The organism is Bacillus sp. Bvel1 (assembly GCF_014872755.1).
Lineage (GTDB): Bacteria > Bacillota > Bacilli > Bacillales > Bacillaceae > Bacillus > Bacillus velezensis.
In genome coordinates, this window is the sequence record NZ_JAAOBZ010000007.1 from 486,784 (window position 1) to 512,388 (window position 25,605).

The window sequence follows — 25,605 nt, forward strand, 5'->3', positions numbered from 1 at the left end:
CCTTTTAAAAATGAATCGCGTTTCCGTCTGCGGCTAACGCAGCTTCCCCAATCGCTTCTGAAAGCGACGGATGCGGATGTATGGACTGGCCGATTTCCCAAGGCGTCGCGTCGAGCACCTTGGCAAGCCCCGCTTCAGAGATCATATCGGTGACGTGCGGGCCGATCATATGAACACCGAGAATATCATCTGTATTCCGATCGGCGACGATTTTGACAAAGCCGTCGCTTTCTCCGTATACAAGAGCCTTTCCGATCGCCATGAACGGAAACTTTCCGATCTTAAGTTCATGTCCTTTTCGGGCAGCTTCTTCTTCTGTCAGCCCGACACTCGCCGCTTCCGGATTTGAATAAATGCATTTCGGCACAAGAGCGGCATCAAGCGGAGCCGGATTAAGACCCGCCATATGCTCAACGGCAATGATGCCTTCACGGGAGGCCACATGCGCAAGCTGCAGACCGCCGACGACATCACCGATCGCATAAATATGCGATTCCTTCGTCTGTCCGGCTTCATTTACTATGATAGAACCGTTTTCCGCTGCAATGTCCGTGTTTTCAAGACCGATCCCTTCAATGTTCGGCTGGCGGCCGATGGAAACAAGCATTTGTTCGGCGTGATACGTTTCTTTTTTTCCATTCTTTTCAGCGGCAATTGAAACGCCATCCGCTTTTTCCAATGTATCCGGAAGCACTTTCGCACCCGTTACAATCTTAATTCCTTTTTTCGTTAACAGTTTTTCCATCTCGCTTGAGATATCACGGTCTTCAGTCGGCAAAATGCGGTCCGCATATTCAATCACAGTGATATTGACGCCGAAATCGTTCAGCATGGATGCCCATTCAATTCCGATGACACCGCCGCCGACGATCAACATGGATTGGGGCAGACGCTCAAGCTCAAGCGCTTCATCTGATGTCAGAATATATGTACCGTCTGCTTCTAAACCCGGCAGCATTTTCGGCCTTGAACCGGTTGCGATAATCAATTGTTTCGGTATCAGCATGTCGTTTTCTTCACCATTTGCGTATTCGACGGAAACCGTACCGGGAAGAGGTGAGAAGATGGAAGGGCCGAGCATACGTCCGTACCCGTTGAATACATCAATCTTCCCCTTTTTCATCAAGTGGGCGACACCGCCGGCCAGCCGGTCAACGATTCCCTGCTTTCGTTTTTGCACGCTGTCAAAGCGGAGGGAGACACCTTCCGTTTCAATGCCGAATGCTGCCGCTTCCTTTGCGGTTCGGTACACTTCCGCGCTTCTTAACAGCGCTTTACTCGGGATACATCCTTTATGCAGGCATGTTCCGCCGAGCTTTTCTTTTTCTACAACGGCCGTTTTTAAGCCGAGCTGGGCCGCTCTGATGGCGGCTACATAACCGCCCGTGCCGCCGCCCAGAATGACCACATCATATTCAGTCGCCATTTGTTTTCACTCCTTCGCCGATCTGATATTGCTTTGACTGCTCCTCGCCGGCTAAAACCCGAAGCGCGCCTTGCGCGAGAGATTGCAGTTCATTTTCTCCCGGGTACACCAGTACATCCGAAATCCAATCTATGTACGATCTGATGGCGGATACGAAACTTTTCCCGTACGCCAATCCGCCCGTCAGGACGATAATGTCTACTTTTCCTTTTAATACGGCGCTTGCCGCCCCGATTTCTTTTGCTACTTGATAAGCCATGGCGTCATAAATGAGCCTCGCATGCTCATCTCCGGCCTGAATGCGTTTTTCCACCTTCACCGCGTCAGTTGTCCCCAGGTAGCCGGAGAGTCCGCCCGTGCCGACAAGTTTATTCATCATATCGGCTTTTGAATACTTGCCGGAAAAACACATCTCCACCAAATCACCCGCAGGAACGGTTCCCGCACGCTCCGGGCTGAAGGGCCCTTCTCCGTGAAGCCCGTTGTTGACATCCGTCACCCGTCCGCAATCATGGACCCCGACTGTGATGCCGCCGCCCATATGAGTGACGATCATCTTCATCTGTTCATACCGTTTGCCGAGGGACGCCGCCGCATGACGGGCAACAGCTTTTTGGTTCAAAGCATGAAAAATGCTTTTCCTCTTGATTTCAGGCATTCCTGATACTTTAGCGAGCGGAGTCATCTCATCCACCACGACCGGATCGACGATATACGCGGGGATATTTAATCCGTCTGCTATTTCCCTGGCAATAATTCCGCCCAGATTAGAAGCATGCTGGCCGTTGTAGCCGTTTTTCAAATCAGTGATCATGGCGTCATTCACTTCATATGTGCCGCCCTCAATCGGTCTGAGCAGGCCGCCCCTGGCACAAACGGCATCAAACTTTGAAATGTTGATGCCCTGTTCGTGCAAAGACTCAAGAATGCTTATTTTTCGAAATTCGTATTGGTCGATAATGCCGTTAAATGCTTTCAGCTCTTCTTCGGGATGCCGCAGCGTCTTTTCAAAGATACAGCGTTCATTGTGAAAGACACCGATTTTCGTTGATGTTGAGCCTGGATTCAGAATGAGAATGCGTTTTTCCTGTTCGAACATTTTCATACCTCCAGATCAAATTCCTATCGTCTGCTTAATATACTTTGGCCGTTTTGCAGAAACTGGCTTCTTGAACGGCGCATGCGCTCAATTCGTTCCTCAGCCAGACGGTCGGCCGCTAAGTATGTCGGAATGCCGTCACGCGCGGAAATATCGAGCACCCGCTCAATGTTTGCATAGATGCCCTCAACCTTTTTCAAAGCACGCTCAGCGTTGTAGCCGTAAAGCTCATCGGCCACATTGATGACGCCGCCTGCATTGATGACATAATCCGGAGCGTACACGATTCCCATTTCATGAATGGTATCGCCGTGACGTGTTTCTTTCAGCTGGTTATTGGCCGCCCCCGCAATGACTTTCGCCTTCAGCTGTTTAATCGTGTCATCGTTAATGACGGCGCCGAGAGCACACGGGGCATAAATATCGCACGCCTGTGAGTAAATGTCGCCGGGATCAACTGCGCGGGCGCCGAAGTCCTCAACGGCACGTTTAACAGATTCTTTATTGATATCGGTTACGATTAAAGAAGCGCCTTCTTCGTGAAGGTGGCGGCATAGATTGTAAGCCACATTTCCCACGCCTTGCACGGCAATTGTTTTACCTTCCAGTGAATCAGTGCCAAACGCCGCTTTCGCTGCGGCTTTCATCCCTTTGTAGACGCCGTACGCCGTAACCGGAGACGGATTTCCTGATGAACCGAATGCCGGAGAAATTCCGGTTACATAGTCTGTTTCATCATGAATGATGTCCATATCTTCAACGGTGGTGCCGACGTCTTCCGCCGTAATATACCTTCCGTTTAAGCCTTGGATGTAGCGGCCGAACGCGCGGAACATTTCTTCATTTTTATCTTTGCGCGGGTCTCCGATAATAACGGTTTTCCCGCCGCCTAAGTTTAAACCGGCAGCCGCATTTTTATAAGTCATGCCTTTTGCGAGTCTCAGTGCATCTTCAATCGCCGCTTCTTCACTGTCATATGTCCACATTCTTGTTCCGCCGAGTGCAGGGCCGAGCGTCGTATCATGAATCGCGATGATCGCTTTTAATCCGGATTGTTCATCTTGGCAGAATACCAATTGTTCGTAATCATAAGTCTCCATATATTTAAAAATTTCCATAGGTTCGTTCCTCCTACTGTTCTTGTGATGCGCAAATCGCAAGCGCAATTGAATACAGTTTATTTTCTGCGGTATCCGCTCTGCTCGTTAATGCAATCGGCGCTTTTGCACCGGCGATGACGGCAGCAACATTTGCTTTCGCAAAATAAATCATTGACTTATAAAGCATATTTCCGGCCTCGATTGAAGGAACCAAGAGAATATCCGCCTGGCCCGCTACGCTTCCGGAAATCCCTTTTTGCAGCGCAGCCGCTTGGGATACGGCATTATCCAAAGCAAGCGGTCCGTCCGCAATGCAGCCGGTAATCTGTCCTCTATTGCACATCTGGACGATCGCAGCCGCGTTCAGCGTCGCCTCCATTTTCGGATTAACCGTTTCAATAGCCGCAAGGACTGCGGCTTTCGGCATAGGGTTCCCTACTGAATGTGCGACATGAACCGCATTTTGCAGAATATGCCCGAGTTCTTCAAGAGACGGGGCAATGTTCAGCGCTGAATCAGTCACATACATCAGCCGGTCATAGTCCGGCACTTCAAAAACGGCTACATGTGATAACACCCTTTTTGAACGAAGCCCTTCCTGGCGGTTTAAAACCGATTTCAGAAGAGTTGAGCTCGGGAGATTCCCTTTCATTAAAACGTCCGCCTCTTGTTCACGCACTGCGCGCACTGCTTTTGCCGCAGATTCTTCTGGTGAATCGGCGTGGATGATGTCAGCATTGAACTTCGGCTCATTTGCCAGAAGCTCTTTCAGCTTTCCGCTGTCACCCGTCAGTAAAAATCGTGCCGACAAGTGTTCTGCCGCCATTTTGACGGCGTGGATCACTTCTTTATCTGCTGCGTGGGCCACTGCAATGGTTTTTGCGTTTTTTGCCGCGGCTTTTTCAACTAGGTCTCTCAGCTTCATTTTGTACCACCTTTCTTGTGCGAATCCGCTTTTAACAATGCAAGTTCTGTGCCAAATATGCGAAAGGGTTTATTCCGGCTTTTTTCAAGAAAACATGCAGCTGTTTGCGCTTTCTCTGCAATTTATTGCATGCCGTCATTTGCAAGGCCGTACTTGTCCATTTTGTAGTACAGATTCCGAATGCTGACACCAAGCGCTTTCGCCGTTTTGGTTCGGTTGAATTTATGCTTTTCAAGCGTTTTTTGAATGATGTGCGCTTCAAATTTTTCAACAGCCTGAGACAGCTTTTCCCCTTCTACATCCGGAAAATCACTTTGGGTGCCGTTTTTGTCATTCAGCTCTGATTCGAAAACAGGCAGATGCTGCTGTTCGATCCGTTCCATATGCGGCTCTAAAAATATCATTGCCCGTCCGAGAACATTTTCAAGCTCCCGTACGTTTCCCGGCCAGCTGTAGGCTGATAAAGCTCGCAGCGCGTTCGGCGTGAGCCCCTTTACATTGCGGCCGTAATCCTGATTGATTTTTTCAATGAGCCGAATGCTCAGCGCTTCAATATCTTCTTTGCGCTGCCGAAGCGGCGGGATTGAGATCGGATAGCGGTTAATCCGGTAATACAGGTCTTCGCGGAACGCGCCTTCCGCCATGGCCTTTTCGATGTTGACGTTTGTCGCTGCGATAATTCTGACATTGACAGAAATCGCTTTTGCGCCGCCGACTCTGATAATTTCTTTTTCCTGCAGAACTCTGAGCAGCTTTGCCTGGGTGCTTTGGGTCAGCTCTCCGATTTCATCTAAGAAAATGCTGCCGTTATTCGCTTCCTCAAAAAGTCCTTTTTTGCCCCCGCGCCTCGCGCCCGTAAACGCGCCTTCCTCATAGCCGAAAAGCTCGGATTCAAGCAGGGATTCAGACAGGGCCGCACAATTGACCCGAATGAATTTATTGTATTTTCGGTCGCTTTCATTATGGATGGCGTGGGCGAAAAGTTCTTTCCCTGTGCCGGATTCTCCCCGCAGCAGAATCGTCGCCGGCGTTTTCGCCCCGAGCTTCGCCTGTTCAAGGGCGACCAGCATTTGTTCACTCGTGCCGATAATGTCGTCAAACGTGTATTTCGCTTCAAGCGTGCGGATGATCTGGCGCGCCCGATTCAGCTCAGCAGTCAGCGTTTTAATTTCTGACACGTCGTGGATGACGCCGACGCTGCCTTTTAAAATACCGTCCACAATAACGGGGGCAACATTTACGATGACATCCTTTTTATTGGGGCCGACCTTCATCCTCACACCACGCACGGGCCGCCTTGTCCCCAATACTTTCAGGTGCATGCTTTCCCCTTCCGAGATATCGGTGGAAGCGGGTTTTCCGATGACTTCGCTTTCTGACAGCCCGGTCATTTTTGTATACGCTTTGTTGATTAACATTCCGATGCCGTTTTCATCAACGACGGAAATGGCCTCGTCTGACGATTGAATAATCGCTTCAAGCATGGTGCGGATTTGTTTTAAGTTCGTGACCTCTTCCGCCAGTTCAACTGCGTCGGTGATGTCTTTAAACACGCATAACGCGCCGAGAAGTTTTCCGCCTTCATCAATGATCGGCAGTCTTGTCGTGACAATCTGCAGGTGCTTGCCGAGAAGCTGCTTCTGGTTATATTCCGGCTCTCTCGTTTCCAGAATCCGCGGCAGCTTTGTGTTCGGCACTACATCTTTAATTTGGCGGCCGATGACTTCCTCCCGTTTTCGGCCGACCATTTTTTCTGCCATCTGATTAAATAAAATGATCGTTTCGTTGACGTCTATAAAAATCATACCGTCGTGCGTTGAATTAAAAATCCGGTCATGCTTATACGTCTGCGACTTCAGCATTTGGATAAGCTGCTGTTTTTCCTCCATCAGCTGAAACACCATGTACGCCAATTTTCCCGGCATGACGATGGTTTGTTCTTTTTTCTCATGGAGCAGCTCATCCATGACCGCTTTATCGCCTGTTGTATGGATGATAATATCTATATCTTCAGTTATGTAGGGTTTCCAATCTGATGAGGTTGCAATTCCATATCTCCGGGCTTCTTGCAGCCCTTGCGCCTCCGGATCTTGATCAACCACCGCAATAATCCGGATCAGTTTTGTTTTCATCAAAATCTGTAGGAGCGCCGTGCCTCCTTTACCAGCACCTATAATCAGCACCTTCTGCATCCCGATACCCCTTTATATGAAAAAATTTGCACACCTGTATTTTCCGTTGCAATAATTTGCACAACCCCTATGTTACCACGTTTTGATCTCTTGACAAAATATTTTTTCGATTGGACAATAAAGGAAATCATATCGTAAAGGGGTTTTCTGAATATGAGCCGGCTTGTTGCGCTTTTGATTCTGGTCCTCCCCGGCGCTGTCGCGGCGCTCGGCATTAAACTGATGAGAGATGCATTATTCGGGCATGCGTTTTCCCCGTTTCCGTCCCTTTTTCTTCAGGGGGCGGCCGGATTGGCGTTTTTTTTGTTCGGCCTTTATGTTCTGGCCGGGTTTATTTTGTACAGAGATCGGAAACGCAATCAAGTCAGCCCGCGGTTCAGGAAAAAAAAGCTGTAAAAAAAGCCCTTGCAAAAAAGGGCTTTTTCAGTCGTCCGGCAGTATCGTTTTGGCAATGGATTGATCCAGTTCTTCATAGTCATCGTAAGCGATCGTTTCATATAATTCTTTTCTCGTCTGCATATCCGAAAGCCCCTCTTTTTGAGAGCCTTCTTCTTTCAGAAGGCGGAAAATACGCTCAAAAGCCTTGGCAGCCGTTCTGAGTGACGTGACCGGGTAAATGACCATCTGACAGCCCATATCGGAAAATTCATCAGCACTGTAATACGGCGTTTGTCCGAATTCAGTCATATTTGCGAGAATCGGCACACTGATTTGTTTGGAAAACGCTCTGAATTCACTTTCGGATTGGAGCGCTTCCGGAAAAACAGCGTCAGCACCCGCTTTTATATAAGCGGACGCCCTATTTAATGCCCCCTCCAGCCCTTCCTGCTGTCTGGCGTCTGTTCTCGCAACAACAAGAAGAGTCGGCGCGGCCCGCTTGACCGCTTGGATTTTTTGCGCCATTTCTTCAATCGGCACGAGCTGCTTCCCATTCAGATGTCCGCATTTTTTCGGCAGGCGCTGATCCTCCATTTGGACGGCGGCCGCGCGCGCTTCATACATTTCTTTCGCCGTCCGGGCGGCATTCAGCACGCCTCCGAAACCCGTGTCAATATCGACAAGGACGGGCAGATCAGACGAGCGGACCAGATCTTTAACCCGTTCAGCCATTTCCGCCGACGTGATGATGCCTAAATCGGGCAGCCCTCTGCTCGCCGTGTAAGCCGCGCCTGATAAATAAAGAGCCGAAAAACCCGTTTTCTTGGCAATAAGAGCGGCCATCGCATCGTGAGCGCCGGGAATCTGCAATAGATCCGGCGCTGCCATCAGCGCACGGAACCGCTCTGCAAGCTCCTCTTGAGACGACTGCTTGCTGACGATCCACGTCATGTTTGTCACCCTCCTATTTTATATGAGAAATAAGTCCATAAATTCACTAACGCTGAGCTTCTGCATTCGGCCGCTATCTTTACAAGCCTCTTCGATTTTCCGCTGCTGCTTCAATGAAAAATGAGTGCTGATGTTTGCTGAAAACTTGGCAAGAATCTTCGGAACGGCTTCTTTTCTGCGGAACCGGTGCCCGAGCGGATATTCACATTCAATCCGTCCCGTAGCCGTGCCGTCTGTAAAATGCACCTGTACGGCATTTGAGATGGATCGCTTATTCGGGTCTAAGTAATCTTCTGAGTACGCTTTATGTTCCGTCACCTCCATTTTGCTCCGCAATGTATCAATTCGCGGGTCAGACGCCGTTTCCTCTTCATAATGATCCGCCGTGATATCTCCGAAAAGCAGCCCGATTGCCGTAATATACTGGAGGCAGTGATCCCGGTCAGCCGGATTGTGAAGCGGCCCTTTTTTATCGATAATCCGGATTGCCGACTCATGGGTCATAATCGTGATCCTGTCAATGTCTTCGATGCGGTATTTCACCTCCGGATGAAGCCGGACCGCGCATTCCGCCGCTGTCTGGGCGTGGAATTCAGCCGGGTAGGATACTTTAAACAAAACATTCTCCATCACATAGGACCCAAGCGGGCGGGCAAGCTTCATTTCCTGCCGGTTAAATAATACGTCTTGAAATCCCCACCCGGATGCGGTCAGAGCCGTCGGGTACCCCATCTCACCTTTTTGCGCCATAAGGGCCAAATATACGCCTCTGCTCGTCGCGTCGCCGGCCGCCCATGATTTGCGTGATCCGGTGTTTGGCGCATGACGATACGTTCTGAGGCTTGAATTATCAATCCAAGCGTGAGATACGGCGTTATTGATTTCCTCTCTTGAGCCGCCCAGCATTTGTGCGCAAACAGCCGCAGTCGCCACCTTCACAAACAGCACATGGTCAAGCCCGACTCTGTTTAAACTGTTTTCCAAAGCGAGAATTCCTTGAATTTCGTGCGCTTTGATCATTGCGCAAAGCACATCACGCACGGTAAGCGGTTCTTTCCCTTCTGAAATCCGCACTCTGGATATATAATCCGCACAAGCCAATATGCCTCCGAGATTGTCAGACGGATGCCCCCATTCGGCCGCAAGCCACGTATCATTATAATCGAGCCACCTGTTGATACAGCCGATATTAAAGGCAGCCGTGACCGGGTCTAAAACAAAAGGCGTGCCCGGGACTCTGCTGCCGTTGGGCACGGAGGTTCCCGGGACAATCGGGCCGAGCAGCTTTGTACATTCGGGATAGCTGAGCGCCAAAATTCCGCAGCCTATCGTATCAAGAAGCACATGTCCTGCCGTAGTGAAAGCTTCCGAACTGTCAATTTCCTGATGGAGCACGTAGTCAGAAATCTCTTCGATTACGGCGTCCATTCGGCGGGGTTCTGTCATGTTTTCATCTTCCTTTCTCATCTGTTTACAGACGCGCTCCGGTATAGCGGACACGCGGGCGGAAAAGCCGGTTTCGGCTGTGCTGTTCAATGACGTGGGCGCACAGCCCGACCGTTCGTGCGCTGAAGAATATAGGCGTATACAGCGGGATCGGGATGCCGAGCATGTAATAGACCGGCGCTGCGTAGTAATCTAAGTTCGGATAAAGGCCTTTTTTCTCTCTCATGACGGTTTCTCCTGCTTCACACATATGATAAAGACGGAAATCACCTGAAAGATCAGACAGTTTTTTCAATGCTTCTTTCATCATGAGCGCCCTCGGGTCCATTTTTTTCATGTAGACACGGTGGCCGAAGCCCATGATTTTTTCTTTGTTTGCGAGTTTTTGAGTTAATAATTGTGTAAACCCGTCTGTATCCTTCGCTTCCTCAAGCATGTACATAACTGCTTCATTCGCTCCGCCGTGAAGGTTTCCCTTAAGCGAGGCGACGGCTCCGGTCAGAGCGCCGTAAATATCCGATTGCGTCGAAGCAATGACACGGGCCGTAAACGTTGAGTTCGGCAATTCATGCTCACTGTATAAAAGAAGCGACCGGTCGAATATTTCTTCTTCCAAGGAGGACGGCGTTTTTCCGGTAATCATATATAAAAAGTTTGCGCTGTACGATAAGGTTCCGACAGGCGCTAAAGGCTCCAGTCCGTTGATGACTCGATAGCTGTTGACGGTCAGATTGGGCATTTTGCCTATCAGCCCGCGGACACGGTGCCGATTTACAGAAGAGGTGCGGTTATCAATATCCTTATCAAAGCCTCCAAGCGCGGACAAACCTGTCCTCAGTCCGTCCATCGGGTGAGTACGTTCGGGCAGCAGACGGCATATACGCAAGATTTCCTCGGGAAGGTGTCCGCCGCGCCGAACGTCTTCTTCAAGCGCCTTCTTCTCTTTCGCATCAGGAAGTCTGTCTTCCAATAAGAGATGAACAATGTCCATATAGCCGGCCGTTTTAGAAAGCTCAATCAGATCGTGGCCTTTGATTAAAATACTGCCCTGCTGTGTATCCAGGAAAGAAATCCCCGTTTCCACCGCAATGACGCCATCTAAACCGGGAGAATAAGATTCCATGGTTTCGCTCCTTTGCGCACTTTTTATTGAAGAAGATACTTAGAAATAATCAGCCTTTGAATCTCATTGGTTCCTTCATAGATTTGCGTGACTTTCGCATCCCGAAATAAACGCTCCGCGGGATACTCTTTCATATAGCCGTAGCCGCCGTGAATCTGCACAGCCTCCACCGCCGCTTTCATCGCCGCATCGGACGCGAATTGCTTCGCCATAGATGCTTCTTTTCCGCACTGAAGCCCTCGCTGATACAGGTCAGCCGCATGATAGACCAATAATTTGGCAGCTTCCGCATTCGTTGCCATGTCAGATAATTTAAATGAAACGGCCTGATTCGAAGCGATGGGTCTGCCGAACTGGCTGCGGGTTTTGGCGTACTCCACCGAGCAGCCGAGCGCCGCTTCGATAATCCCGAGCGCCTGAGCCGCTATGCCGATCCGTCCGACGGCAAGGTTTTTCATGGCGATTGAAAAACCCTCGCCCTCTTCGCCGAGCCGGTTTTCAATCGGAATTTCCGCTTGATCAAACTGCAATTCGGCAGTATTGGAACCTAACAATCCGAGCTTTTTTTCTTTTTTTCCGACAGAAAAACCGGGTGTGTTTTTTTCAACAATAAACGCTGAAATTCCCTTTCTCCCTTTACCCGGATCGGTTACGGCAAATGTCAGATACAGATCTGCCGCTCCGCCGTTTGTAATAAAGATTTTTGAACCGTTCAGAATATATGAACCGCCTTTTCGCACGGCTGTTGTTTTCAGGCTTCCCGCATCAGATCCGGAGTGAGTCTCAGTAAGCGCAAAAGCTCCAATATATTCGCCCGCTGCCAGCTTCGGAATATACGTTTGTTTTTGGGCTTCTGTCCCGAAATGCAAAATCGGGATTGTCCCTACCGATGTGTGGACGGACAAAATGACGCCGACGGCCGCGCTGACTTTTGATATTTCATGAATCGCTAAAATGTAAGATGTTGTATCAGCACCCGCCCCGCCGTAAGCTTCCGGGACGGGAATGCCCATCAATCCCGCTTCGCCCATTTTTTTAATCAGCCGCTCCGGAAATTCATCTGTTGATTCCATGAGCTCAACCATCGGTGCGATTTCCTTGCGGGCAAAATCACGCACCATTTTCCTCATCATGATGTGCTCTTCAGTAAAATGCATGGCTGCCGTCTCCCCTCATGATCTTTACGTCATCTGCCGTACTCATAAAAACCGCGCCCGCTTTTTTTGCCGAGCCAGCCGGCGCTGACATATTTTCTGAGCAGAGGGCATGGGCGGTATTTCGGATCTCCGAGCCCCGCGTAGAGAACCTCCATAATGGAAAGGCACGTATCCAGCCCGATGAAGTCAGCTAATGTTAAAGGACCCATCGGATGACGCATGCCGAGCTTCATCACCTCATCAATCGCTTCCTTTGAAGCTGCTCCTTCGTAAAGGCAATAAACGGCTTCGTTAATCATCGGCATTAATATGCGATTAGATATAAAGCCCGGGAAGTCATTGACTTCGACAGGGGTTTTATTCATCCGGACGGCAAGCTTCTTTACTGTTTCCGCCGTTTCTTCCGATGTGGCGAGTCCTCTGATGACTTCGACAAGCTCCATGACCGGAACCGGATTCATAAAATGCATGCCGATTACTTTTTCAGGCCTTTTTGTGGCCGCGGCAAGCTCCGTAATAGGAAGAGAAGACGTATTGCTTGCCAATACGGCATGAGGGGGACAGATTTTATCAAGTGTGTCAAACAATTCCGCTTTTGCTTTTTTGTTTTCGGCAATGGCTTCAATGATAAAATCAGCATCTCCCGCTTCTGTGAGCTCCGCCGGGGAAATACGGCTGAAAACGGCATCTGTCTCCTGCTGTGACTTCCGTCCTTTTGCCTGCTCTTTCTCCAGGTTTGTCTTTATGCGGTGAAGACCTTTTGTTACCGTTTCCGGCTCCCAATCGTATAACTTGACGGCAAACCCGGCTTCTGCAGCCGTCTGAGCGATGCCTGCCCCCATCTGACCGGCACCTGCGACCATGATTGTTTTCATCTTCATCCGGCGCTCCCTCCTTTGATCAGTACACCTCCAGCAGGACGGCATCTCCTTGAGCCGCTCCGCTGCATATAGCCGCTATGCCTAACCCCCCTCCGCGACGCTTTAATTCGTATATTAAACTCATGACGATTCTCGCTCCGCTTGCGCCGATCGGGTGGCCGAACGCGATTGCCCCTCCGTTTACATTCACTTTCTCCCGGCTGAACCCGGCTATTTTTTCACTCACGAGCACGACGGACGCAAATGCTTCATTTACTTCAAACAAATCAATATCGTCAACGGACAGTCCGGTTTTTTTCAAGAGCCGGCTGATGGCCTCTCCCGGCGCGCTTGCCAGCTCGGACGCTTCCAGTCCGACGGACGCAAAGCCAAGTATCGCTGCGAGCGGCCTGACATGCTGCTTTGCTGCTTTTTCCTCTGACATCAGCACAAATGCTCCGGCCCCGTCATTTACACCGGGAGCGTTTCCGGCTGTAACCGTTCCGTCGGCTGTGAAAATCGGCTTGAGCGCTGCGAGCTGCTCAAGGCTTGTATCAGGACGCAGCCCCTCATCCGCTTCAACGATATGCTGTTTGCCCTTTTTGCCGGTCCAGGTGACGGGGACAATTTCTTCACGCAATTTGCCCGCATCAGCCGCCTCAGCCGCGCGTTTCTGACTCAAAAGAGCGTAATGATCCTGTTCATCTCGGGAAATGCCGTACTTTTTGGCCGCAGTGCTTCCGTGGACAGCCATATGCACCTGGTCGAACGCACAGGTCAGCCCGTCATGAACCATTAAATCCTGAAAAACCCCGTCCCCCATCCTCACACCCCAGCGGCCGGCCGGAATGGCGTACGGGATGTTGCTCATGCTTTCCATTCCGCCTGCAATCAGCACGTCCGCGTCTTTCGCCCGGATCATTTGATCACAGATGGTAACGGCTCTGAGCCCTGATGCACAGACTTTATTAATGGTTTCAGCCGGAACAGACCACGGAAGCCCGGCATATCTTGCAGCCTGCCGTGCCGGAATCTGCCCGGCACCCGCCTGGACGACCATCCCCATCACCGCTCCTTCCGCTTCGCTTTCACTGATAGCGGCGCGCTTGATTGCTTCTTTTATGGCAATGCCGCCAAGCTCGGATGCCTTTACCTCTTTTAATGCGCCGCCGAATTTTCCGAACGGCGTTCTTGCCGCACTGACGATAACCGTTTTTCCCACAATTTTGCCTCACTTTCAATAAGATAAAAGATAACGCTTACACAAAACGCCCTGTTACAATATATGAACCGGCTGACCGAGTTATGAGTGCACCGCCTTTTTCCCGCCCATAAAAAAAGAAGACTGTCTGACCAGTCTTCTCAGCTGCGGCATTCTTCTTTTATAGAAACAGCCAGCTTTGGATAGTCGGTAAAAATTGCGTCTATCCCCGCTTTCATCAGCCGCTTCATATCCTCAGGACGATTGACGGTGAACGGACGGAGCGCCGCTTGGTGTTTTGCAAGATGTGTGATCACTTCAGCGCTGACCGCCGGCGTGCCGAGCTTCGGATGATAACCCGAAGCGGGAATGGCGGCAAGATACCGTTCAGGCCGGTACAGCACATCCATTGTCAGCACCGCCCGTTCAATTTCAGGCGCCAGGGCGTGGCACACCGCGAGACTCTCATGATTAAATGAAGAAAAAATAACGCGCTTTTCCAGTCCGTAATATCTGACTTTTTTGATCACTTCTTCTTCCATTCCTTCGTAACGGAATACACTGTTTTTCAGCTCAATGTTTATCAGAAAATCAGCACGTTCCGCAAAACGCAGCACATCTGACAAAAGCGGAATTCTGACACCTTTAAAAGAATCTTTCCATTTTCCGGCGGCATCGGCGGTTCTGATTTTGTCATACGCCGTATCTTTCACAAATCCTTTCAAAGATGTCGTGCGGTCGAGGGTTTCATCGTGAATGACCACGATCCGGCCGTCTTTTGTCATCTGTACATCAAGTTCAATTCCGTCAGCCCCGTCCTCAATCGCTTTTTTGAATGCGGGCATCGTATTTTCAGGGCAGTCGCCCGACGCCCCCCGGTGGGCAAAAATATTCGTCATATGTGTCACCTCAGATGTTTGTCATCGGTTTTCTCTATTATAATCGTTATGCACATCAGGAGGGCGCTATTTACACATATTTTATCATTACCGTCCGCTGTAATAGGTTTCGATTCCGTTTACAACGGCGTCCGCGGCGTGCTCTTGTCCGTTATCGCTTTTCAGCTTGTCCGCATCTTGAGGATTTGTGATAAAACCTAATTCAGCCAGCACACTCGGCATCTTTGAATATGTAATAACATAAAAAGGAGCTTCTTTTACGCCTCTGTCCCTCATCCCTAAAGACGTGACAAGCTGCTGCTGAATGTCGGAAGCAAGCCTTTCGCTGTCCGCTCCTTCATATGTCGAATTAAAATACGTTTCCGTGCCCGATGCCGTTGATACGGCTGAATTCGTATGGAGGCTGACGAATAAATCGGATTGGCTGGCGCTCGCTTTCGCCACCCGCTCGTCCAAACGTAAAAAAGTATCGTCAGTCCTTGAAGCTACAGGTTTTGCGCCTTCTGTCTCCAATTTGGCGATCACCTTGTTTGACACCGCTAAATTGATGTTTTTCTCAAGCAGTCCATTTCCGCCGGCTCCGCTGTCTTCTCCGCCATGTCCGGCATCGATATAGATGGTTTTCCCTTGCAAAGGTTCGGCTGCATAAGCGGACGGCGCAAGCAGAAGCAGAGCGGCACCGAAGGCAGCAGCGCTTTTTGTCAGTAAACCCACGTTTTTTTTCCTCCCCGTTTTCACATATCTGTTTCTTTTTTCAGTTTCTCAAGCCGTAATTGTCCGTTGCTCTCTTTTTTATAGGTGATTTGCACCGCCGTATGTTCAGGCAGAGACTGACATTCAAACCGCTTAGCGAAAGGCACCTTCACCTCTTGCCTTTCTCCGTCAATTTCGACCGCGATCGTATCGTTTCCGGCCGCTTTTATAAATGTTCCTTCCTGTGTAAATGACGGCGCCGCATCAGCCTCCGCGGTATACTCGCAGCCTGATAACAGCCATGCGGTGAAGATCAGAAGTATGGCAGACTTCACACAGATCACCTCACGTTTTCTCATTCGGCTTTATCTTTGAACAGAATGGCCGATTTGTAAAGGGAGCCTCCATTCCTCCAGCGTTTTTCCATCTTTGGAATGAAGGCTATCTGACCTGCTGTTTACCTGAACTTAGAAAGAAAACAAGCTGATCAGTCTATGAAAAAGGTTCTGTCTGAAGGCCGAATATGCAGAATTTAACGGAAACGGACGACTTTCTGTTCATTTTGAAAAAATATCAGATCGGCAAAAAAGAGAGCCGCGTCATGCACTCTCCCGAATAGAAACATTCATATTTATTTTGAGCTTTTCATAAAATGAACGGGACAACTTAAAAGAGCAGCGTATTGGCGGCAATGATGAGAATAATCACTCCGCTCAGCACCGTGCTGAACTGTCCGACGTGAAAAGAACCGATGCGCAATGAAGCGGCTTTTTTTCCAAGCGAGCAGCCGATCCATATGGTCAGAAAGCTTCCGACCGCCGCAGTAATGGAAATGGCAGCGGGAGAAAGCCCGATCAACCCCGCGCTTAATCCGTTGGTCAGCGCATTTGCGGATACGGCCACCCCGAGAACCAAGGATTCCAATATACCGATTTCTCCCGAACCGTCGGCATCCGCTGCCTCCGGATTTTGCAGCAGACCGGCAAAACGGCCTTTTTTTCCTGACGCGCCAACACGCGCTGTTTTTCTCGGCACAGCCAGCAGAATGATGCGGATACCGATGACAGATAAAATAAACGCCGCCAGCAATACAGGAAGAAAGCCCGGTAAAACGGCTGAAATCCATTTGCCGAAATAAATTCCGATATAACTGAATACAAAACAGATAAAAGCGATCATCATATTTGACGCATGCGATATTTTGATTTTTCTGATGCCGTATGACATCCCCACTCCTAAATTATCAATGCTTGAGGACACTGCCAAACCTAAAATCAATAACCAAGCCATGTTCGTTTCTCTCCATTCTTTGATGTCTTTTCAACATGTTGTGCCGTTGAATCTACACTATCCTATTCAGCAGCACAGAAAAGGTACCTTTTCTGCAAAAATTATTGATTGACGATCATCATTCCGGCGGAAACGAGGTGACACCCTTGACAGAAAATAAAAATAAGACACTGGGACCCCTTTTAAAATCACTGCTTGATAAGCACTCGCTCTCCATGAGAAAACTCGGCGCCTTAACAAACATTGATACGGCCACTATCTCCCGGATTATCAACGGCAAACAGAAGGCCAATTTAAAGCATCTTCAGGAATTTTCAAAACACCTCCGCACCCCGCTGGAGGAATTGCTTGAGGCGTCAGGCATAGACATCGGCCATGAAAAAGAAGCTGCGCCGCAAGACCCGATGCACGCGATTCAGGATATGCTGAATATGGCCGAGATGTTTGATCAGCCTTTTTCCCGGGAGCAAATTGAGCGTGAACTGACCAGATATGAACAATACACCAAAACCCAGCAGGGCCATCGCCTGATTTGCGATGAGTTTCAAAAGAAAATGGACAATGAAGAAAGCGTCGGCCCTTTTATTGACCATTTGAAAAACATGCATCATCAGTATATGGATGAATCAACACCGGCTGAAGACCGCGCGATTCTCGGGAGCGCGCTGCTGTATTATATTTTAGCGACCGACGTTATCCCGGATTACATGTTTCCGATCGGCTACCTGGATGACGCCATCGCCGTTCAAATCGCTTTGAACCGGCTGAAAAAAAAGTAAAGGCGCTTAAAAAAGCGCCCTTTTTGTGTTGAAAAATATGAAACACCGCATTACGGTTTTGTCAAAACAGAGACAGCCGTCATATGATACATCAACCTAACAAAAAGGAGGGTGTCTTCTATGGACAGCAACACAGTTGTGGCAGTGTGCGCTCTGTTAAGTGTTGTGATTCAGATCGGAACGATATTCGCCGCAGGAAAGTGGAAAAAAGAATAAACAAATTGACGGTTTTTTCGCACAAGCGTATGCTTATAAATAACCATGTAAAAGATAAGAAAGAAGATATGCATATGAAAAAAATCATTCTCCTCTTCGCCGCCGCTGTCATATTCAGCTCGATCGGCCATCAAATTTCAGGAGGATATAAAGATCCTGAAAAGGAACGGAGAAAACCGTTTCATTCGTTTAAATGGTTCAGCCGGTCATAACCTCAGGAAGAAGAACAAGCAAAATAATTGCACACAATGAAAACATAAGCTAGAATACGGACGAGTTAAACTCCTAAGGAAGAAGGCGAAATGATGAAGCAAACTTTTAAACCGCTGTTTGAACCTTTTACGTTCGAAAGCGGTGTCACTATACCAAACCGTATTTCAGTCGCACCGATGACACACTATTCATCAAATGATGACGGAACGATTTCCGACCGTGAATTAAGCTACATTACTCCCCGTTCAAAAGAAATGGGCATGGTCATTACAGCATGTGCAAACGTAACGCCGGACGGCAAAGCGTTTCCAGGCCAGCCCGGCATCTATGATGATTCTCACATTCCCGGCTTGAAAAAACTCGCTCAGGCGATCCAGTCTCAAGGAGCTAAAGCCGTTGTGCAGATTCACCACGGAGGCTTGGAATGCCCTCCTGAACTCGTGCCAAACAACGACGTCGTCAGTCCGAGCGGCTCAGAAGAAGACGGCAGACAAACGTCCCGTGCTCTCACAGAACAAGAAATTGAGCACATCGTGAAAGCATTCGGCGAAGCGACACGCAGAGCGATTGAAGCCGGCTTTGACGGTGTTGAAATTCACGGGGCAAACGGGTACCTGATTCACCAATTTTATTCACCGAAAACAAACCGGCGCACAGACCGCTGGGGCGGAAGCGATGAAAAGCGCCTTGCGTTCCCGCTTGCAGTCGTTGACGCTGTCAAACAGGCGATTGATACACACGCTGAAAATCCATTCGTTCTCGGCTACCGCCTGTCACCGGAAGAGCCGGAAACACCGGGGCTTACAATGAAAGAAACATTCATGCTCGCCGACGCGCTTGCAGAAGAGAACTTGGATTATCTGCATATTTCACTGATGGATGTCAATTCCAAAGCCCGCCGCGGCGCGGATACTTCACGGACCCGGATGGATTTATTAAACGAACGCATCGGCCATAAAGTGCCGCTGATGGCCGTCGGTTCCATCTATACCGCGGACGAAGCGCTTGCCGTATTAGAAAGCGGAATTCCGCTGGTGGCTCTGGGACGTGTCATTTTGATTAACCCCGAATGGGCGGTGCTGGTCAAAGAAGGCCGCGAACAGGAAATCGAAAAAGCCATTCAGGCATCTGAAATCGAGAAATACCGACTTCCTGAACCGTTATGGGAAATGATTCAGAATACAGGCGGCTGGGTGCCGTTTGAAAAGTAGACTAAAAAACTGCCGGATGTCCGGCAGTTTTTTTGATTCACAAGTTTTTACCGCTTTGTTTACTCCTATTTCTAACACACAGCGTACATATAGTAAATAGATTAATAGAAAGGAGACCGTATATGATGGCTGGTTTCCCTATTACGATTAACAGTCTTTCCGGAAACGGGGTTGTCAATATCGGCGGTGCGTTTTCGATAAGTCCTTTAACCGTATCAAAAACCGTCTACGGCTCAGGAGGGGGAAATACAGGTATGGTCCTGCAAATGAATCAATCCAGCACATCTCAATCTTCAAACTCTCAATACTCTGATCAAAATGTAACGAAAACATTATGATATCCGTATTTCCCTCCCTTTCCGGCTGGCAGCAGCCGGATTCTTTTTGCCGTTTTGTTTAATCTTATTCCATATCACAGCGTACATATAGTTAGTAGACTGTGAGAGAAAGGAGAAAAAATAGAATGAGCGGTTGCCCGATTACGATAAACAACGTATCAGGAAACGGAGTTGTCAATGTTGGCGGCGCCATATCCATCAGTCCGCTGACTGCATCAAAAACCGTTTTCGGTGCCGGAGGGGGAAATATCGGCATTGTCATTCAAAACAATGCTGTAAGCCAGTCCAAAATGTTTGAACATCAATTTTCAGATCAGAATATTGTAAAGTCATTGTAAGGGCCGCCATGCTGCCCTTACTGCATAAATAAAGCAGGCACACTGATTCCCCGAAAACTTGATATTAAACATCAACGATCACCTTTCCATGTTTTGAATGATTTCAGTTAAAGATGAATAGAATGCAGATTGAAAGCATGAGTACTGAATCTCATTAAGGAAAGAAGGAATCGTGATGAAAAAACTTTGCCGGGAAGTTTGGATTGAAGTTGACCTTGATGCGATAAAAAAGAACGTACGGGCGATCCGCCGCCATATTCCGAATACGTCTAAAATTATGGCCGTCGTAAAAGCGAACGCTTATGGCCACGGCTCTGTGGAAGTAGCGCGGCAGGCACTGGAAAGCGGGGCGAGCGAGCTTGCTGTCGCCAGCGTCGAAGAGGGAATTGTGTTACGGAGAGCGGGAATTAAGGCGCCTATTCTTGTGCTCGGCTTCACAGCTCTCAGCTGTGTGAAAAAATCTGCCGTTTGGAACATCACATTATCAGCGTTTCAGGACAGCTGGATCAAAAAAGCGAATCGGATATTGGAAAAAGAAGCAGAGTCGAAACGGCTGTCCATTCATATCAATGTGGATACCGGAATGGGCCGGCTGGGTGTGCGCACAGAAGAAGATCTTTTAGCAGTGGTGAAAGCGCTCAAGTCGAGTACATACCTGTCATGGGATGGCATCTTTACACATTTTTCAACAGCGGATGAACCGGACACTGAGCTGACGATGCTGCAGCACGAAAAGTTTATCAGCTTTCTCCGCTTTTTAAAAAATCAAGACATTACGCTGCCTACCGTGCATATGTGCAATACAGCCGCCGCTATCGCATTCCCGGAATTCAGCGCCGACATGATCCGTTTAGGTATTGGGTTATATGGTTTATATCCGTCCGCCTCGATAAAGGAACTGAACCTCGTGGATCTCACACCCGCACTAAGTTTAAAGGCGCGTATCGCTTATGTGAAAGCTATGGTGACAGATCCCCGGACCGTCAGTTATGGCGCCACATATATCGCCGAACCGGGTGAAATCATCGCGACGATTCCGATCGGCTATGCTGACGGTTACTCCCGCGCCCTGTCCAACCGCGGGTTTATTCTGCACCGCGGCAGACGGGTGCCGGTGGCGGGGAGAGTGACAATGGATATGATAATGGTCAGTTTAGGTGAGAATGAGGGCAAACAAGGAGAAGAAGTCGTCATCTACGGCAAACAAAAAGAAGCCGAGATTTCCGTTGATGAAATTGCCGAAATGCTCGGTACGATCAGCTACGAAGTCCTGTCTGTGTTAAGCCGCCGCATCCCCCGCTTTTATTTCAGAGACGGCAAAATCATTAAAATATCAGCTCCGGTATTATACGTATAGACGGCATAGTTCCCGTATTTATGTATAGAACAAGTACCGGCGTGAGTGGTTTCCATTGTTTTCGTCAGCAAAATCTCAAAACGCCTTCTCTTCCGCGTTCATGCACGGAATAGAAGGCGCAAAAAGACATTTAGCCAAAGGCTTGCGTTACGAAGCTTTATGCTCCAATCTCAGCTTGTCAGCAACCATCGCGATGAATTCCGAGTTGGTTGGTTTTGCTTTTGTCATGCTTACCGTATATCCGAACAGTGAAGAAATGGAATCAATATTTCCCCTGCTCCATGCGACTTCAATGGCGTGGCGGATGGCCCGTTCTACACGGCTTGCGGTCGTGTTGAATTTTTTGGCGATGTCGGGATAAAGGACTTTTGTGATGCTGCCGAGGAGTTCAATATCGTTATACACCATGGAAATGGCTTCACGCAAATAAAGATAGCCTTTGATATGGGCAGGCACACCGATCTCATGGATAATGCTTGTAATGCTGGCATCGAGATTTTTCCGCTTCGGCTCCGGCTGGCTGCGGATAATGCTGCTTTGCGCAGACGGCGCACGGTGTGTGACACTGCTGACATTTCCGCTTACCTGGCGGATATGGCCGACAAGGTTTTCCATATCAAACGGCTTCAGGATGAAATAGGATGCGCCTAAATCGACGGCTTTTTTCGTAACGTCTTCCTGACCGAATGCCGTCAGCATGATGACGTTCGGCTGCTTCTCAAGCTCTGATTCACGCAGACGCTCCAAAACCGCAAGTCCGTCCAGATGCGGCATGATAATGTCTAACACGAGCACATCGGGATTCTTATCTTTAAACAAAGAAAGACATTCCTGTCCGTTATAAGCAACGCCGATCACTTCCATATCATCCTGTCCCTCTATATATTCACTCAACAGGCTTACAAGCTCTCGATTATCATCAGCAACACAAACTTTAATTTTCTCCACGTTTCTTCCTCCCCCAATGTATTAACAGGACGCAACCCATTTGACTGCTATATGTTACATTCGACAAAACCACTACTTCCCCTTTTAAAAAATCCATATTTACCAATAATAGTGGTATATCTTTGTTTTTCTAGCATTTTCTAGGTTTTTCGACTAAAAATTAAGTTTGACAAATCAGGAAACGTGAATTTGTCGAAAAATCTTCATGTCTTATTTTACATGAATCCCGGAAAGAAGTGAAGAACGCATCACATAAAAAAACTGCCGGATCATCCGGCAGTCAGCTTGCTTTGTCTTTCCCGTAAACATCAACACCCGCTTCAGACAGCATCCATTCGATATGAACGCCATAGCCGCTTGTCGGATCATTGACAAATACGTGGGTTACGGCTCCGACGACCTTTCCGTTCTGGATGATCGGGCTTCCGCTCATCCCCTGAACGATTCCGCCGGTTCTTTTCAGCAGTTTCGGATCTGTCACTTTCAATACCATTCCCTTTGTCGCCGGGAATTTTTGCGGCGTGGTGCTGACGATTTCAATATCAAATTTCTCTACTTTATCGTTTTCGATAACCGTCAGCATTTGCGCAGGTCCTTTTTTTACTTCATTTGACAAAGCAATCGGAAGCGCTTTGTCGGAAATGTTGTTTTTAATCGGCTGATGCAGTGTCCCAAAAATGCCGAACGGGCTGTTGCGGTTAATATCGCCGATCGTTTTCCGTTCTGACGAAAACCTTGCCAGTTTTTCGCCTGGATTGCCGCCTTTTCCTTTTTCAATCGATGTTACAGTAGAACGGACGATTTCTCCGTCTTCTACAACAATCGGTTTTTTTGTATCCATATCAGAGATGACGTGGCCCAATGCGCCGTATTTTTTTGTTTTCGGTTCAAAAAATGTCATGGTGCCGATGCCGGCTGCCGAATCACGGATATAAAGGCCGATTCGATATTTCCCCTCGGCTTCGTCCTTTGTCGGAATCAGCTTTGTTTTGATTTTTTGCTTATCGCGTTTCACCAATAAATCCAGAGATTCACCGGTTTTGCCCGCTTTTTGAATAAACGGGGCGATGTCGCTCATTTTTTCAATTTTATGTCCGTTCATTTTAATAATGATGTCGCCAGATTCAATACCCGCTTGTTCTCCCGGAGACTTTTTCCCATCCTTTGTCATCACCTGGTGAAAACCGACGACCAAAACACCGACTGAATGCAGTTTTACACCGATGGACTGTCCGCCCGGAATGACCTTCAATTCAGGAAGGACACGCACTTTCGTTTTTTTAATGGGAAATCCGGCAAGATCATATACTACTTCTGACCTGCCTTGTGTTTGCCCTGTTATGTTTGCATGACCGTGCTCTTCTTTCAGCGTAAAGGCTTCTGATAATTCGCCCTTTTCAGCGCTTATTGATGCATTGACCGGAACGGCCTGTGTCTGGTTTTCAAAGACGCTCATTTCTGACGGTATCAGTAAATATTCTTTAAACGGCTTAAAAAAGCCTACACTTAGTAAAGAAACAAGGAGAATTACACCTATTGCTTTCCTCATGTTATCGTGCATTCATTCCTTCACTCTCCTCGCTCCTATCCCACACCACTTTCTTTTTCTGCTACATCTATACTTTTGCCTTCCTGCGCTTGATTTATAACCGGCATACGAAGAAAAACATTGGATACACTGTTAGAGAAATGGAACAAAAAATAAGCTGCCTGTATCAGCAGCTTATCCTGTCGTTTTTACCTGTCCGGCCTGTTTTAAAAGCTCTTGTGCATGCCGTTTTGTCAGATCGGTCACTTCAACACCCGCAATCATGCGGCCGATTTCCGCTACCTTATCCTGCTTGGAAAGCGGCGTGACATGCGTTGTCGTCCGTCCGTCTTTGAATTCTTTTGCGATCAGAAGGTGCGTATCCGCCATAGCGGCAACCTGCGGCAGGTGTGTAATGCAGAGCACCTGTGAACCGGTCGATACTTTATGGATTTTTTCCGCGATGGCTTGGGCAACCCGCCCGCTTACACCGGTGTCCACTTCGTCAAAGATGATGGAGGTGACATCCTGCTGGGAAGAAAAAATACTCTTCATCGCCAGCATCACCCTTGAAAGCTCGCCTCCGGAAGCGACCTTTGACAGCGGTTTTAAAGGCTCACCGGTGTTTGTTGAAATTAAAAACTTCACAAGGTCGATCCCCTTTTGGGTAAGCTGCACGGGCTGCCCGTTAACAACCGGTGCTTCACTGGCTGACGGATCGGTTTTCACGAGAAATTCCGTATCAAACGTTGATTTGCCCATATACAGACTTTGTAATTCCTGATGAATCGCTTCCGCCAGTTTCTTGGCCCATGCTTTTCTGATTTTTGATAAATTGGCGGCTTCTACGGCCACATCTTTGCCGACCGACTCCAATTCCTTCTTCAGGGCTTCAAGGTGGCTGTCGCGGTTCTCGATTTGATCGATTTCCTCTTCTATTTTAGAGCCGTATTCCAAAATGTCTTCTACCGTCGCTCCGTATTTGCGCTTCAGCTGTTTGATCTCATTTAAACGGGTTTCAATAAAATTCAGCCGTTCCGGGTCATATTCCAGATCATCTAACAGATTGCGCATTTGAAAGGTTGCATCCTCCAGCAGATAATAGGAACTTGACACACTTTCAGACAGCTTTTGCAGCGGTTCATTGATATCCGAAATATCTTCAAGCTGGGCAGAGGCCATTCCGACCCAGTCAAGCCCCCCCTGCTCGCTGCGGAGCGCATTATAGGCGTTTTGCAATGATTCATAAATTTTTTCAAAGTTGGATATCTGCTTCCGCTCTTCCTGAAGAAGTTCGTCTTCATTCAATTCAAGCTTCGCCGACTCGATTTCTTCAAGCTGAAATTGAATCAGGTCTAACCGATGCGCCATTTCCTGCTCGCTTTCTGACAGCTTCTTCACTTTTTTGAGCAGCTCCATATAACGCTCATAGCCTTCATGGTAAGCCTGAAGCGCGGATTCGGCCTCAGCGCCCGCAAATTTATCCAAAAGCTCCAAGTGTTTGTCGTCCTCCATTAACAGCTGGTTATCATGCTGTCCGTGAATATCTAATAAAAGTCTGCCGATTTCCCTTAAAGCCGCAATCGTCACTAATTTTCCGTTGACACGGCAGACGCTTTTTCCTCCGGCATTGATGTCCCTTCTCATGACAATCATGTCGTCAGATGCGTCTATTCCCTGCTCACGGCATACTTCAAAAACGGGATGACCGCTGTCCAATAGAAACAGTCCTTCAAGCTCGGCCTTTGTTTCACCGTAACGGACAAATTCGGACGAGCCGCGTCCGCCGACTAATAGGGAAACGGCGTCTATAATAATTGACTTGCCGGCCCCTGTTTCTCCCGTCAGGACGGTGAGCCCCCGTTCAAACGAAATCGTCAGTTCCTCTATAATGGCAAAGTTTTTTATTGATAGTTCAGCTAACAAACAGCATTCCA

The 25,605-nt window shown here is 48.5% G+C and carries 25 protein-coding genes; 7 read left to right on the forward strand and 18 right to left on the reverse strand.

All coding sequences use genetic code 11. The features are described from left to right. Positions 1 to 4: 4 nt before the first annotated feature. The 5 genes from lpdA to HAP68_RS11585 form a co-directional block, all read right to left on the reverse strand. On the reverse strand, positions 5 to 1,426 hold the full coding sequence (gene lpdA, locus HAP68_RS11565; RefSeq protein WP_003153212.1) for a dihydrolipoyl dehydrogenase: 1,422 nt from the start codon (positions 1,424 to 1,426) through the stop codon (positions 5 to 7). Further along, on the reverse strand, positions 1,416 to 2,531 hold the full coding sequence (gene buk / locus HAP68_RS11570; RefSeq protein ID WP_131242023.1) for a butyrate kinase: 1,116 nt from the start codon (positions 2,529 to 2,531) through the stop codon (positions 1,416 to 1,418). Before buk ends, lpdA begins: the two co-directional genes overlap by 11 nt. A 17-nt stretch (positions 2,532 to 2,548) precedes the next feature. Continuing rightward, complete coding sequence (bcd, locus tag HAP68_RS11575; protein ID WP_003153209.1) at positions 2,549 to 3,643, reverse strand: branched-chain amino acid dehydrogenase; 1,095 nt, start codon at positions 3,641 to 3,643, stop codon at positions 2,549 to 2,551. A 13-nt stretch (positions 3,644 to 3,656) separates the two neighbouring features. Beyond that, entirely contained in the window at positions 3,657 to 4,550 is an 894-nt protein-coding gene (gene yqiS / locus HAP68_RS11580) for a phosphate butyryltransferase (RefSeq protein WP_003153207.1), read from the reverse strand. Between the two features lie 122 nt (positions 4,551 to 4,672). After that, complete coding sequence (locus tag HAP68_RS11585) at positions 4,673 to 6,742, reverse strand: sigma-54 interaction domain-containing protein (protein WP_003153205.1); 2,070 nt, start codon at positions 6,740 to 6,742, stop codon at positions 4,673 to 4,675. Between the two features lie 153 nt (positions 6,743 to 6,895). Between HAP68_RS11585 and HAP68_RS11590 the strand changes: the two genes are divergently transcribed. Then, positions 6,896 to 7,138: a DUF2627 domain-containing protein gene (locus HAP68_RS11590; protein ID WP_007408378.1), complete on the forward strand. Its 243-nt coding sequence runs from the start codon at positions 6,896 to 6,898 to the stop codon at positions 7,136 to 7,138. 27 nt (positions 7,139 to 7,165) lie between these two features. On the opposite strand, the gene prpB is transcribed toward HAP68_RS11590, so the two are convergent. The 10 genes from prpB to ytaF all read right to left on the reverse strand — a co-directional run bounded on the left by prpB (position 7,166) and on the right by ytaF (position 16,740). Continuing rightward, positions 7,166 to 8,071 carry a methylisocitrate lyase gene (gene prpB / locus HAP68_RS11595; RefSeq protein ID WP_024085585.1) on the reverse strand — a complete coding sequence of 302 codons (906 nt, stop codon included), beginning with the start codon at positions 8,069 to 8,071 and terminating at the stop codon, positions 7,166 to 7,168. A gap of 18 nt (positions 8,072 to 8,089) precedes the next feature. Continuing rightward, positions 8,090 to 9,517 (reverse strand): bifunctional 2-methylcitrate dehydratase/aconitate hydratase, encoded by a 1,428-nt coding sequence (locus HAP68_RS11600; protein WP_024085586.1) that lies wholly within the window; start codon positions 9,515 to 9,517, stop codon positions 8,090 to 8,092. 25 nt (positions 9,518 to 9,542) lie between these two features. Next, a complete protein-coding gene (mmgD, locus tag HAP68_RS11605) occupies positions 9,543 to 10,640 on the reverse strand; it encodes a citrate synthase (protein ID WP_003153198.1) in 1,098 nt (365 codons plus the stop codon). Between the two features lie 23 nt (positions 10,641 to 10,663). Beyond that, positions 10,664 to 11,797 carry an acyl-CoA dehydrogenase gene (locus HAP68_RS11610; RefSeq protein ID WP_015388026.1) on the reverse strand — a complete coding sequence of 378 codons (1,134 nt, stop codon included), beginning with the start codon at positions 11,795 to 11,797 and terminating at the stop codon, positions 10,664 to 10,666. Positions 11,798 to 11,826: 29 nt separating this feature from the next. Further along, entirely contained in the window at positions 11,827 to 12,678 is an 852-nt protein-coding gene (locus HAP68_RS11615) for a 3-hydroxybutyryl-CoA dehydrogenase (RefSeq protein WP_024085587.1), read from the reverse strand. Between the two features lie 19 nt (positions 12,679 to 12,697). Next, on the reverse strand, positions 12,698 to 13,879 hold the full coding sequence (locus tag HAP68_RS11620) for an acetyl-CoA C-acetyltransferase (protein ID WP_024085588.1): 1,182 nt from the start codon (positions 13,877 to 13,879) through the stop codon (positions 12,698 to 12,700). Between the two features lie 140 nt (positions 13,880 to 14,019). After that, complete coding sequence (locus HAP68_RS11625) at positions 14,020 to 14,757, reverse strand: glycerophosphodiester phosphodiesterase (RefSeq protein ID WP_003153194.1); 738 nt, start codon at positions 14,755 to 14,757, stop codon at positions 14,020 to 14,022. 87 nt (positions 14,758 to 14,844) lie between these two features. Beyond that, positions 14,845 to 15,471, reverse strand: a complete 627-nt coding sequence (locus HAP68_RS11630) for an N-acetylmuramoyl-L-alanine amidase family protein (protein ID WP_007612483.1) — start codon at positions 15,469 to 15,471, stop codon at positions 14,845 to 14,847. Positions 15,472 to 15,491: 20 nt separating this feature from the next. Next, on the reverse strand, positions 15,492 to 15,809 hold the full coding sequence (locus tag HAP68_RS11635; RefSeq protein WP_041481880.1) for a hypothetical protein: 318 nt from the start codon (positions 15,807 to 15,809) through the stop codon (positions 15,492 to 15,494). A gap of 307 nt (positions 15,810 to 16,116) precedes the next feature. Then, positions 16,117 to 16,740 carry a sporulation membrane protein YtaF gene (ytaF, locus tag HAP68_RS11640; RefSeq protein ID WP_014305388.1) on the reverse strand — a complete coding sequence of 208 codons (624 nt, stop codon included), beginning with the start codon at positions 16,738 to 16,740 and terminating at the stop codon, positions 16,117 to 16,119. Positions 16,741 to 16,886: 146 nt separating this feature from the next. Here ytaF and HAP68_RS11645 point away from each other — a divergent pair, with 146 nt between their 5' ends. The 6 genes from HAP68_RS11645 to alr all read left to right on the forward strand — a co-directional run bounded on the left by HAP68_RS11645 (position 16,887) and on the right by alr (position 21,192). After that, positions 16,887 to 17,519, forward strand: a complete 633-nt coding sequence (locus HAP68_RS11645; RefSeq protein WP_014305389.1) for a helix-turn-helix domain-containing protein — start codon at positions 16,887 to 16,889, stop codon at positions 17,517 to 17,519. A gap of 290 nt (positions 17,520 to 17,809) precedes the next feature. Further along, a complete protein-coding gene (locus HAP68_RS11650; protein ID WP_014470646.1) occupies positions 17,810 to 17,947 on the forward strand; it encodes a hypothetical protein in 138 nt (45 codons plus the stop codon). A gap of 93 nt (positions 17,948 to 18,040) precedes the next feature. Continuing rightward, positions 18,041 to 19,159 (forward strand): NADH-dependent flavin oxidoreductase, encoded by a 1,119-nt coding sequence (locus HAP68_RS11655; protein ID WP_024085589.1) that lies wholly within the window; start codon positions 18,041 to 18,043, stop codon positions 19,157 to 19,159. A 125-nt stretch (positions 19,160 to 19,284) separates the two neighbouring features. Continuing rightward, complete coding sequence (locus tag HAP68_RS11660) at positions 19,285 to 19,497, forward strand: spore germination protein (protein WP_024085590.1); 213 nt, start codon at positions 19,285 to 19,287, stop codon at positions 19,495 to 19,497. 125 nt (positions 19,498 to 19,622) lie between these two features. Next, positions 19,623 to 19,835, forward strand: coding sequence for a spore germination protein (locus tag HAP68_RS11665; RefSeq protein WP_014305392.1), 213 nt, complete (start codon positions 19,623 to 19,625; stop codon positions 19,833 to 19,835). A 175-nt stretch (positions 19,836 to 20,010) separates the two neighbouring features. Further along, complete coding sequence (alr, locus tag HAP68_RS11670; protein WP_014305393.1) at positions 20,011 to 21,192, forward strand: alanine racemase; 1,182 nt, start codon at positions 20,011 to 20,013, stop codon at positions 21,190 to 21,192. 147 nt (positions 21,193 to 21,339) lie between these two features. Here alr and spo0A read toward each other — a convergent pair whose 3' ends face one another. From spo0A to recN, 3 genes are all read right to left on the reverse strand, one after another. After that, on the reverse strand, positions 21,340 to 22,140 hold the full coding sequence (spo0A, locus tag HAP68_RS11675; RefSeq protein ID WP_003153177.1) for a sporulation transcription factor Spo0A: 801 nt from the start codon (positions 22,138 to 22,140) through the stop codon (positions 21,340 to 21,342). A 280-nt stretch (positions 22,141 to 22,420) separates the two neighbouring features. Continuing rightward, positions 22,421 to 23,701 (reverse strand): SpoIVB peptidase, encoded by a 1,281-nt coding sequence (spoIVB, locus tag HAP68_RS11680; RefSeq protein WP_007408360.1) that lies wholly within the window; start codon positions 23,699 to 23,701, stop codon positions 22,421 to 22,423. Between the two features lie 162 nt (positions 23,702 to 23,863). Next, entirely contained in the window at positions 23,864 to 25,594 is a 1,731-nt protein-coding gene (gene recN / locus HAP68_RS11685; protein WP_024085591.1) for a DNA repair protein RecN, read from the reverse strand. Between the last annotated feature and the right edge of the window lie 11 nt (positions 25,595 to 25,605).

Excerpts from the sequence above, each read along its gene's own strand:
- lpdA (WP_003153212.1), bottom strand. The coding sequence starts at position 1,426 with ATGGCGACTGAATATGATGTGGTCATTCTGGGCGGCGGCACGGGCGGT.
- buk (WP_131242023.1), bottom strand. The coding sequence starts at position 2,531 with ATGAAAATGTTCGAACAGGAAAAACGCATTCTCATTCTGAATCCAGGC.
- bcd (WP_003153209.1), bottom strand. The coding sequence starts at position 3,643 with ATGGAAATTTTTAAATATATGGAGACTTATGATTACGAACAATTGGTA.
- yqiS (WP_003153207.1), bottom strand. The coding sequence starts at position 4,550 with ATGAAGCTGAGAGACCTAGTTGAAAAAGCCGCGGCAAAAAACGCAAAA.
- HAP68_RS11585 (WP_003153205.1), bottom strand. The coding sequence starts at position 6,742 with ATGCAGAAGGTGCTGATTATAGGTGCTGGTAAAGGAGGCACGGCGCTC.
- HAP68_RS11590 (WP_007408378.1), top strand. The coding sequence starts at position 6,896 with ATGAGCCGGCTTGTTGCGCTTTTGATTCTGGTCCTCCCCGGCGCTGTC.
- prpB (WP_024085585.1), bottom strand. The coding sequence starts at position 8,071 with ATGACGTGGATCGTCAGCAAGCAGTCGTCTCAAGAGGAGCTTGCAGAG.
- HAP68_RS11600 (WP_024085586.1), bottom strand. The coding sequence starts at position 9,517 with ATGACAGAACCCCGCCGAATGGACGCCGTAATCGAAGAGATTTCTGAC.
- mmgD (WP_003153198.1), bottom strand. The coding sequence starts at position 10,640 with ATGGAATCTTATTCTCCCGGTTTAGATGGCGTCATTGCGGTGGAAACG.
- HAP68_RS11610 (WP_015388026.1), bottom strand. The coding sequence starts at position 11,797 with ATGCATTTTACTGAAGAGCACATCATGATGAGGAAAATGGTGCGTGAT.
- HAP68_RS11615 (WP_024085587.1), bottom strand. The coding sequence starts at position 12,678 with ATGAAGATGAAAACAATCATGGTCGCAGGTGCCGGTCAGATGGGGGCA.
- HAP68_RS11625 (WP_003153194.1), bottom strand. The coding sequence starts at position 14,757 with ATGACGAATATTTTTGCCCACCGGGGGGCGTCGGGCGACTGCCCTGAA.
- HAP68_RS11635 (WP_041481880.1), bottom strand. The coding sequence starts at position 15,809 with ATGAGAAAACGTGAGGTGATCTGTGTGAAGTCTGCCATACTTCTGATC.
- ytaF (WP_014305388.1), bottom strand. The coding sequence starts at position 16,740 with ATGGCTTGGTTATTGATTTTAGGTTTGGCAGTGTCCTCAAGCATTGAT.
- HAP68_RS11650 (WP_014470646.1), top strand. The coding sequence starts at position 17,810 with ATGAAAAAAATCATTCTCCTCTTCGCCGCCGCTGTCATATTCAGCTCG.
- HAP68_RS11655 (WP_024085589.1), top strand. The coding sequence starts at position 18,041 with ATGAAGCAAACTTTTAAACCGCTGTTTGAACCTTTTACGTTCGAAAGC.
- HAP68_RS11660 (WP_024085590.1), top strand. The coding sequence starts at position 19,285 with ATGGCTGGTTTCCCTATTACGATTAACAGTCTTTCCGGAAACGGGGTT.
- HAP68_RS11665 (WP_014305392.1), top strand. The coding sequence starts at position 19,623 with ATGAGCGGTTGCCCGATTACGATAAACAACGTATCAGGAAACGGAGTT.
- alr (WP_014305393.1), top strand. The coding sequence starts at position 20,011 with ATGAAAAAACTTTGCCGGGAAGTTTGGATTGAAGTTGACCTTGATGCG.
- spoIVB (WP_007408360.1), bottom strand. The coding sequence starts at position 23,701 with ATGCACGATAACATGAGGAAAGCAATAGGTGTAATTCTCCTTGTTTCT.